Origin of the sequence: Streptomyces sp. NRRL WC-3549, from assembly GCF_000721935.1 — a bacterium.
Lineage (GTDB): Bacteria > Actinomycetota > Actinomycetes > Streptomycetales > Streptomycetaceae > Streptomyces.
Window position 1 is genome coordinate 76,656 of record NZ_KL585421.1, and the last position, 9,606, is coordinate 86,261.

A 9,606-nucleotide genomic window follows, 5' to 3' on the forward strand; every position below is an offset into this window, starting at 1 on the left:
CCCGCCGGGGCGGTCGTGTCGGTACGGGCCCCGTGCCGACCGGAAGGAGCCCGCCCGGGCCGGCGCGGCGCCCAACTCAAGCCTGCCCGCCCCGCCCCCGGCACGGACCCGGTGCGCGCCGGAAGAGGTGGTACAAGAAGCTGTCGGCCCCCCACCGCTCTCCGCGCGGTGCGCTCACTTTCCCGTCGGCTTGCCCGGGGCGGCCCCGGGCGCCGCGGACCTCGGCCGCATCCGGTGTCCTGGTCGGTTCCCGTGCGCGCATCGGTGGACCTCATCGGTGTGGTGCCGGGGCCTCTCCTGGGGACGCGCGCGGGTGGCAGCCGAACAAGGTACGAACGGGCAGGGTGCGGGCACATCGGGTGCCCCTTCGGGGGGTGAGCCCCCAGGGAGCCCGCGGAGGCCGCTCGGACGGGGCGGGACCCCCGGCTCGGACCCGCCCCGCGCTGGGGGCCCGTCGAATCGGCGTGCCGGCCGGCGCCCGCGACGGGTGCCGGCCGACACCCGTCCGAACGGGCTCCCCGACCGGGGCCGGTGGGCCTACGGCACCCGCGCCGTCCACTCCTCGGTGGCGAACTTCGTCCGCACCAGCTCCTCCGCCCGGGCCATCTCCTGCGCCGTGACGTCACCGGTCGTCAGCCCGTAGCGGTTGCGGAAGGAGGCGATCATGTTCTCGATCACCTGCTCCCGGGCGAGGCCCGTCTGGCGGCGGAGCGGATCGACGCGCTTCTTGGCGCTCCTGGTGCCCTTGTCGGACATCTTCTCCTTGCCGATGCGCAGGACGTCGAGCATCTTGTCGGCGTCGATGTCGTACGACATGGTCACGTGGTGCAGGACGGCTCCAGGGCCACCATCGGGCCCGACCATCCGCTTCTGGGCGGCGCCGGCGATCTTTCCCGCGTCCGTGGCGATGTCGTTGAGGGGCTGGTACCAGGCCTTGATACCCATGTCGCCGAGCGCGCCCAGCACCCAGTCGTCGAGGTAGGCGTAACTGTCGGCGAAGGAGAGGCCGGAGACCAGGGACTCCGGTACGGACAGGGAGTACGTGATCGTGCTCGTGGGTTCCACGAACATGGCACCGCCACCGGAGACGCGGCGTACCACGGCCATGCCGTGCTCGGCGGCCCCTACGGGGTCCACCTCGTTGCGCAGCGACTGGAAACTGCCGATGACCACGGCGGGTGAGGCCCATTCCCAGACCCGCAGCGTCGGTGCCCGCCGCCCGGCGGCCACCTCGGCGGTGAGGACCTCGTCCAGCGCCATGTGCAGGGCCGGGGCCTGCGGTTCGGTGTGCACCAGCTGCCAGTCGTAGTCGACCCAGTCGGTCGCGTGGGCCAAGGCCCGGCGGACGGCGATGCCGACGCCCTCCGCGGTCAGCCCGAGCATCACGGTCGACTCCGGCAGGGCCGCCGTGATGCGGGCCGCCAGGCCCGCGGCGTCCATGGAGGAGGGCGCACCTTCCAGGGCCCCGTCGATGGAGAGGATCGCCTCGTCGGGCTCCAGGAAGAAGTCCCCGGCGACCTGCACGTTGCGCAGTACGCCTTCCTCGACGTCCAGGTCTGCGACGACCAGCTTGCCGCCGGGCACCTTGTACTCGCCATGCACCGCTTCGTTCCCTTCCGGTGCGCGGCGTGTCCTGAGCCTGCTGCTCCGAAATCCTGATACATGCGCACACGCTTCGTATGGCACCTTAATGCCCGCCGGTGACGAGTGGACGGGCAGCCAGGACCTCCTCCCTCATCCCGGGGGCCGACTGCTCCAGCCCGACGCGGTACGCGTACCGCCCCTCCGTGCGCCCGCCCGGGTCTTCGCGGGCCGGTGCGCAGTGACCTGTGAGTACACCGTCGGGCGGGTCGTCCTGCGGCAGGGCGACCTGGTCATCCGGCCCGACGGCACCCGCAATTACCATGGGTCCCGCCGGCCGAGGCCATGCCGCGCGAGGACTGATACAGGGCCACCCGGCTCCTGAACCTCTCCGCCGGACGACCCTGTGCCGCCCACCGCCCGCGGGTGAGAACGGGGCACGGCGGCCGGTGCCGCCGCCGCGAGGTCCACCGAGGAAGACCACCATGACACTCACGCTCACCATCGACACCGCGCGCTGGCGGGAACACCACCGCGGCGTCCTCGACGGCTACCCGGGGCTCGTGCCGGTCTGCAAGGGGAACGGCTACGGGTTCGGCCTCCACCGGCTGATGCGGGAGACGACCCGGCTCGGCATACGGCTCGCCGCCGTCGGCACCGTCCAGGAAGCGGCCCTCGTGCAGGACTCCTTTCCCGGAGACCTCCTGGTGCTGACGCCGTACCGCAACGGGGAGGCGTCCCCGGCGCTCTCCGAGCGGACCATCCGCGTCGTCTCCTCCCCCGAGCACTGCGACGGCCTGGCGGGGCACCGCGTCGTGATCGAGCTCAGGTCGTCCATGAGGCGGCACGGCATCACGGAGGCCGATCTGCCCGCCCTGCGCCCGGTGATGAGCGGGTGGGAGTTCGAGGGCTTCTCGATCCACCTCCCGCTGAACCGGGTCGGCGGCCTGGGCGGGGCCGAAGAGGTCGCCTCCTGGGTGCGGCGGCTGCGCGCGGAGAGGATGCCACTCCACCACGTCTTCGTGAGCCACCTGACGGCCGAGGAGATGGCCGGGCTGCACGCCGAGTTCCCCCGGACCCGCTTCCGGCTGCGCACGGGGACGAAGCTGTGGCTCGGCGCCCCGGAGGCCACCCGGTACTCCAGCCCGGTGCTCGACGTCACACGCCCGGAGCGGGAGGACCGTCCCGGTGCCGGGCGACGGCAGCGGGACTCCGGCCGGCACCTGATCGTCGTGGCGGGCGGCATCTCGCACGGGGTGGGGCTGCGGGCGCCCAGGCTGCTGAGCGGTCTGCGCGACCGCGCCCGCCATGTCGCGGGCATCGGCCACGCCTGCCTCAACCACCACCTGTCGCCCTTCGTCTGGGACGGCGTGCGGTGCAGGTTCGCCGCCCCTCCCGGTTTGCAGGAATCGGTCCTGCTGGTGCCCGGGGACAGTCCCCGGCCAAAGGTCGGCGACGAGGTCGCGGTGCAGTTGCGCTACACCATCACACGTCCCGACCGCGTCGTGGACGAGCCACGGGTCCCACCGGCCGCGTCCGCGGTGACGGGCGGCCCCGCCCCGGAACAGGGGTGACCGGCCCGGCGGAGCGTCGCGCCAGTGCGGGGCCCGCCCGGGACGCCGCCCGGCGCCGGGACACCGCACGAGGCCGCGCGGAGGAACACGGGACCACCCACCCGGGCCCCGGAGGCATGAGCGGCCCGACACGAAGGCCGCGGTGCGTGACGGCGAAGGCCGCGGTGCATCGCGGTGCATGACGGCGAAGCGCCGCGGTGCATGACGTCCCGGACCCGGTGCTGACCACCGGGACGATGCCGGTAGCCCCCGCATCAGCGGGGCTCTCACCACACCGCGACCCGTTCCGCCGTCCCCTCCGTGCTCTCGCGCAGGACGAGCCGGTGCGCCACCACGCGGTCCTGCGGCGACCCGGAGCCCGCCCCCGTGCCGTCCGGCGGGGGACCCGGGCGCGTCGCCTCGTCGATGCGCCGCAGCAGCAGGTCCACCGCGACCCGGGCCACCGCCTCCTTGTCCGGGGCGACCGTGCTCAGCGTCGGTACGCCGAAACGGCCGCCCTCCACGTCGTCGAAGCCGATGACGGCCACGTCCTCGGGGACCCGCGCGCCGTACTCGTGCAGGGCCCGCAACGCGCCCAGGGCCAACTGGTCGTTGAGGCACAGCAGGGCGTCCGGACGTACACCCTCGGCCAGGACCCGGCGCATGGCCGACGCCCCGTCGGCCATGTGGAACGCCCCGACCGGCAGCAGTGACGCCGGGTCGTGGGCGACGCCTGTCTCTTATACACACGCGCCTGGGCCGTGCCGACGCCCCCGTCGTCCCGCCCGCCGACGGTCAGGACGCGCCGGCGGCCCAGGGAGAGCAGGTGCTCGGTCGCCTCGCGGGCGGCGCGTTCGTTGTCGATGGCCACGTGGTCGGCGCCCTCGGTCAGCAACTCGCCCAGCAGGACGGTCGGTGGAGCCCCGGTGTGCGCGCGCAGGTCCTCCGGCGCGAGGGCCAGCGGACTGAGGATGACCCCGTCCACGAAGTCGGAACCGAAGCCGGCCACCGCCGCCTTCTCCCGCTCCCGGTCTCCGCCGGACTGGTGGATCAGCACGGTCAGGGAGCGCTTCTCGGCCTGCCGGACGACGTGCCGGGCCAGATCGGCGAAGTACGGGACGTCGAGCTCCGGCACCACCAGCGCGATGATGCCGCTCCGGCCGCTGCGCAGGTGCCGCCCGGCGAGGTTGACGCGGTAGCCGAGGTGGTCGATCGCCTCCTGGACCACCCGCCGGGTCCGATCGGACACGTGGACGTAGTCGTTGAGCACGTTGGACACCGTCTTCTCCGACACCCCCGCGTGCCGTGCGACGTCCTTGATCCTCGGCCGTGCCACCCGCAACCTCCCCGCCCTGGTACGCGCCGAGTCTATGCCGTGCCGCCCGGCGGTCCCGGGCGGCACCGGAGTGCCAGGACGAGGGGAGCGTCCGGCGCACACGTGGTGACGCAGCTCTTTACAGCCAATGTACATCGATGTAAAAACAGGTCACCGCACTGCGAGATCCGGTGCGGATCACCCCGATGTGCGCGGGCGGCCGACGGCTGCCGTGCCGATGGCCCGTGCCCTCGGCCGGGCACGTCGTCCGGCCGACGAAAGGTCAGTGATGAGCTCTGCACCCCCCGACCGCGGGCCGCTCGGCACCTGGAACCCGAACCGGTCGCCCGGCATCGGCCGTCGCCGGCTGCTGCGTCACGGGACGGCCGGGGCGGCGGCGCTGCTGGCCGGCGGCCCGTTGGCCGGATGCGCCTCACCGGCCCGCGCCGGTGAGGCGTCCGCGCTGAAGGTGTGGGACCTGTTCCAGGGCGGCGACGGCATGCTGATGGACGAGATGATCGCCGCCGTGTCCCGGGGCGCAGACGGGTTCGACGTGGACCGGACGATCCTGGACTGGGGCCCTTCGTACTACACGAAGCTCGCCATGTCGGCGGCCGGCGGCCGGGCCTCGGACGTGGCCGTGCTGCACCTGTCGCGGCTGGCCGGGTACGCCCCCGGCGGCCTCCTGGACCCCTTCGACCTCGACGTCCTGGCCGAATTCGGGGTGACCGAGAAGGACTTCGCCCCCGCCGTGTGGAAGCGCGCCCGGTACCAGGGGACCGTCTACGCGATCCCTCTGGACGTCCACCCCTTCATCGTCTTCTACGACAAGGACGCCGCGGGCGAGGCCGGACTGCTCGACCCGTCCGGCCACCTGGCGCCCATGGGCTCGCCCGAGGCCTTCCTCGACGCCGGCCAGAAGCTCGCCGAGGCGACCGGGAAGTCCGGGGTCCTCTTCGGGCACGTCACCGACACCGCCCAGAGCTGGCGGCAGTTCGCCGCGCTGTACGCCCAGACCGGCGCCTCCTTCACGCTGCCCGACGGCGGTCCGCCGAAGATCGACGTCGAGGCCGCCGTGAAGGTCGTGACCTTCATGAAACAGCTCTTCGACGGCAGGACGAACCCGAACAACCTCGACTACAACGGCGCGATGGCCGCGTTCATGGACGGCCGCGGCGGCATGATCATGGCGGGGGAGTGGGAGCTGCCGACCTTCCGGAAGTCGGGCATCAAGCACCTCGGTGCCGCCCCCTTCCCCCAGGTCTTCGACCGCCCCGCCGTCTACGCCGACTCGCACAGCTTCGTGCTGCCGCACCAGGACGCCCCCGACCCGGCCCGGCGCCGCGAGGCCCACCGGTACGTCGCCGAGATCATCAAGCAGAGCCTGACCTGGGCGAGTGCGGGGCACATCCCGGCCTACCAGCCGGTACAGGCCCGCCCCGAGTACGCGGCCCTCGACCCCCAGTCCTCCTACGCGGCCGCGGGCGAGATCGCCGTGCTCGACCCGCCGAACTGGTTCGCCGGGGCCGGCGGCAACTTCCAGAACCGCATGTGCCAGCCGCTCCAGTCGGCGCTGCTGGGCAACACCTCCGCCGAGAAGGCGGTACGGCAGATGGTCCGGGAAGCGGACACCCTGCTGCGCCGGCCCAATCCGGTCGCCTGACTCAGCCGAAGGAGCCGCATCGTGACCACCACCGCGCCCGCCGGAGCCACGGCGCCACCCCACCCGCACCCCTCCGCAACCCCGCCCGCGCCCCGGCGCCGCCTCTCCCTCACAGGCGGCGGGGGACTGTTCGTCCTGCCGTTCCTGGTGTTCTTCGGACTCTTCCTCGTCTGGCCCGTCGTGCAGGGCGTCTGGATGAGCCTCACCGACGCCTCCCTCACCCTGCGCGCCCCCGAGTTCGTCGGGCTCGCCAACTACGTCGAGGCGTTCGGGGACCCGGACGTGTGGAGCAGCCTCGGCAACACCGTCTTCTTCACCGTGATCTCCTGCGTACCGCTCGTCCTGGTGGCCCTGGCCATGGCCCTGCTGGTGCACAGCGGGCTCGCCGGCCAATGGGTGTGGCGGCTGGCCTACTTCGCCCCGTACCTGCTGCCCGTCACGGTGGTCACGCTCATCTGGACGTGGCTCTACCAGCCCGACATCGGCCTCGGCAACCAACTGCTGACGTCCCTCGGACTGGAACCCGTCGGCTGGCTCTCCGACGAGTCCGTGGCGATGTGGTCCGTCGCCGCCCTCACCGTCTGGTGGACGGTCGGCTTCAACTTCCTGCTCTACCTGGCGGCCCTGCAGTCCCTGCCCGTCACCTACGACGAGGCCGCCGCACTCGACGGAGCCGGGGCCTGGCGGCGGCTGTGGTCCGTCACCCTCCCCCAGCTGCGCCACACCACCGTCCTGGTCGCGATGCTCCAGGTGCTGGCCTCGCTCAAGGTGTTCGACCAGATCTACATCCTCACCAAGGGCGGCCCCAACGGCTCCACCCGTCCGATCCTGGAATACGTCTACGACGTCGGGTTCACCGGATACCGGCTGGGCTACGCCTCGGCGGTCAGTTACGTCTTCTTCGCGATCGTCATCGTCGTCTCCGTCGCGCAGCTCCGCTTCTTCCGTCAGGAGGGCTGACCGTGTCCACCGTCTCCACCCCCGTCCGCAGGCCGCGCCGGCCGCGCCGTGAGGAATCCGGGTCCCCCCTGCTGCTCGGCCACGGGCGGCTGCCCCGCGTGCTCGCCGGAACCGCGCTGACCGTCCTGGCCGCCGTCTGGCTGCTGCCGTTCCTCTGGGCGGTGGCGACCTCGCTGCAGAGCGAGCAGGACGTGATGAAGTCGGGCCTGTCGCCGTTCAAGGGCGCCTTCACACTCGACGCCTACCGGCAGATCCTGGAGCGCGGAAACGTTCCGACCTGGGCGTTCAACAGCGTACTGATCGCCGCCCTGGTCACCGTGCTCACCGTGGCCGTCTCGACGCTCGCCGCCTACGGCTTCTCCCGCGGCACCTTCCGCGGGAAGCGCGCGCTCCTCGCCGTCACCGTCGCGGCGATCATGGTCCCGCCGCAGCTGCTCATCGTCCCGCTCTTCGAGCAGATGACGATGTTCCACCTGGTCGACACCTACGCGGCGGTCATCCTGCCGCAGGTCGTCGCCCCCATGATGGTCTTCATCCTCAAGCGGTTCTTCGACGGCATACCCCGCGAACTGGAGGACGCCGCCCGCATCGACGGCGCCTCCGAGCTCCGGGTCTTCTGGTCGATCGTGCTGCCGCTGTCCCGTCCGATCGTCTCCGCCGTCGCGATCTTCGTCTTCATCGGCGCGTGGAACAACTTCATGTGGCCCTTCGTCGTGACCAACGACCCCGGCCTCATGACGCTCCCGGTGGGCCTCGCGACCGTCAAGGACGCCTACGGCATCCAGTACGCCCAGGCGATGGCGTCCGCCCTGCTGGCCGCGCTCCCGCTGATCGCCATGTTCCTCCTCTTCCAGCGGCGCATCGTCAACTCCGTGGCCACCACCGGCCTCGGCGGCAGCTGACCCCGTCCACCTCCCCGCCTGTCTCTTATACACAGCTGACCCCGTCCACCTCCCCGCCCGTGCCGGCCACCCCGCCGGCCGCCACCACCATCAGACTGGAGTCCCTGTGCACACCCCCTCCGTCCCCCGCCCGGAGTACCCGCGACCGCAGTTCGTCCGTCGCGACTGGCTCAACCTGAACGGGACCTGGCAGTTCGAGACCGACCAGGGGGACAGCGGCCTCGAACGCGGACTCCTCGACCGCGAACTCAGCGGCGAGATCCTCGTGCCCTTCGCCCCCGAGTCCGCACTCTCCGGCGTCGGCGACACCGACTTCCTGGAGGCCGTCTGGTACCGGCGCCGATTCACCCCGCCCGCCGCGTGGGCGGGCCGCCGGGTGCTGCTGCACTTCGGCGCCGTCGACCACGACACGACGGTCTGGGTGGACGGCACCGAGGTGGTCCGCCACCGCGGCGGCTTCACCCCCTTCACCGCCGACCTCGGCGATCTCGCCCCCGCGGGCCGCGAGGTGGAGATCACCGTCCGCGCCCGCGACCCGAAGTCCGGACCACAGGCCCGGGGCAAGCAGGCGATCCAGTACGCCAACCACGACTGCAACTACACCCGCACCACCGGCATCTGGCAGACGGTGTGGGCGGAACCGGTCGCCGACGCCCACCTGCGCCGCCCCCGGATCACCCCCGACCTGGCGGGCTCCGCCTTCTCCGTCGAACTGCCCCTGTCGTCCAACCGCCCCGGCCACCGCGTGCGCGCCGTCCTCAGCGACGAGGCGGGCGAGGTCTGCCGCGCCGAGGTGCGCGCCGACCTCGACCTCGCACCCCGCCTGCACCTGGCCCTCCCGGAGGACCGGCGCCGCGAGTGGAGCCCGGAGGACCCCTTCCTGTACGGCCTCCGCCTCGAACTCCTGGACGCCGACGGCGAGGCGGCCGACACCGTGGAGAGCTACGCGGGCCTGCGCGCCGTCGGTATCCAGGGCAAGGCCGTGCTCCTCAACGGCCGGCCCCGCTTCCAGCGCCTCGTCCTCGACCAGGGCTGGTACCCGGACGGGCTGATGACCGCCCCCTCCGACGAGGCCCTCGTCCGCGACATCGAACTGGCCATGGAGGCGGGCTTCAACGGCGCCCGGCTGCACCAGAAGGTCTTCGAGGAGCGCTTCCTGTACCACGCCGACCGCCTCGGCTACCTGGTCTGGGGCGAGTTCGGCGACTGGGGCTGCGAGGTCGGAGGCTCCTCCGGCGACAACCAGCGCCCCGACGCCTCCTTCGTCGCCCAGTGGCTCGAAGCCGTCGAACGCGACTACTCGCACCCCTCGATCGTCGGCTGGTGCCCGCTGAACGAGACCTACCAGAAGCTCCACGACCGGATCACCCAGCTCGACGACGTGACCCGGGCGATGTTCCTCGCCACCAAGGCCATGGACACCTCCCGCCCGGTGATCGACGCCTCCGGATATTCCCACCGGGTGCTGGAGACCGACGTCTACGACTCCCACTCCTACGAGCAGGACCCCGCCGCCTTCCGGCAGCTCGTGTCCGGCCTCGCCAAGGGCGAGCCCTTCGCCAACGCCCACGAGAACGGGACCGCCTACTCCCTGTCTCTTATACACATCTCTGATGGCGCGAGGGAGGCGTG

At 72.1% G+C, this 9,606-nt stretch carries 6 protein-coding genes and 1 pseudogene; 5 read left to right on the top strand and 2 right to left on the bottom strand.

The window, feature by feature from the left end; all coding sequences use genetic code 11:
• Positions 1-537: 537 nt before the first annotated feature.
• Entirely contained in the window at positions 538-1,602 is a 1,065-nt protein-coding gene (locus IH13_RS0125685) for a lipoate-protein ligase LplAB (RefSeq protein ID WP_031088284.1), read from the bottom strand.
• A 464-nt stretch (positions 1,603-2,066) separates the two neighbouring features.
• On the opposite strand from IH13_RS0125685, the gene IH13_RS0125695 reads away from it, so the two are divergent.
• The gene (locus tag IH13_RS0125695; protein WP_031088286.1) at positions 2,067-3,155 is read left to right on the top strand and encodes an alanine racemase; all 1,089 of its coding nucleotides are present in this window, start codon (positions 2,067-2,069) and stop codon (positions 3,153-3,155) included.
• Positions 3,156-3,421: 266 nt separating this feature from the next.
• Here the strand turns inward: IH13_RS0125695 and IH13_RS38380 are convergent.
• A pseudogene (locus IH13_RS38380) lies at positions 3,422-4,470 on the bottom strand (LacI family DNA-binding transcriptional regulator).
• A gap of 268 nt (positions 4,471-4,738) precedes the next feature.
• On the opposite strand from IH13_RS38380, the gene IH13_RS0125705 reads away from it, so the two are divergent.
• The 4 genes from IH13_RS0125705 to IH13_RS0125725 form a co-directional block, all read left to right on the top strand.
• Entirely contained in the window at positions 4,739-6,112 is a 1,374-nt protein-coding gene (locus tag IH13_RS0125705; RefSeq protein WP_031088288.1) for an extracellular solute-binding protein, read from the top strand.
• A 21-nt stretch (positions 6,113-6,133) separates the two neighbouring features.
• Positions 6,134-7,072 (top strand): carbohydrate ABC transporter permease, encoded by a 939-nt coding sequence (locus tag IH13_RS0125710; protein ID WP_031088289.1) that lies wholly within the window; start codon positions 6,134-6,136, stop codon positions 7,070-7,072.
• A 2-nt stretch (positions 7,073-7,074) separates the two neighbouring features.
• On the top strand, positions 7,075-7,974 hold the full coding sequence (locus tag IH13_RS0125715; RefSeq protein ID WP_031088290.1) for a carbohydrate ABC transporter permease: 900 nt from the start codon (positions 7,075-7,077) through the stop codon (positions 7,972-7,974).
• A 106-nt stretch (positions 7,975-8,080) separates the two neighbouring features.
• On the top strand, positions 8,081-9,606 hold a 1,526-nt coding region (locus IH13_RS0125725), incomplete at its 3' end, for a glycoside hydrolase family 2 protein (RefSeq protein ID WP_063837492.1).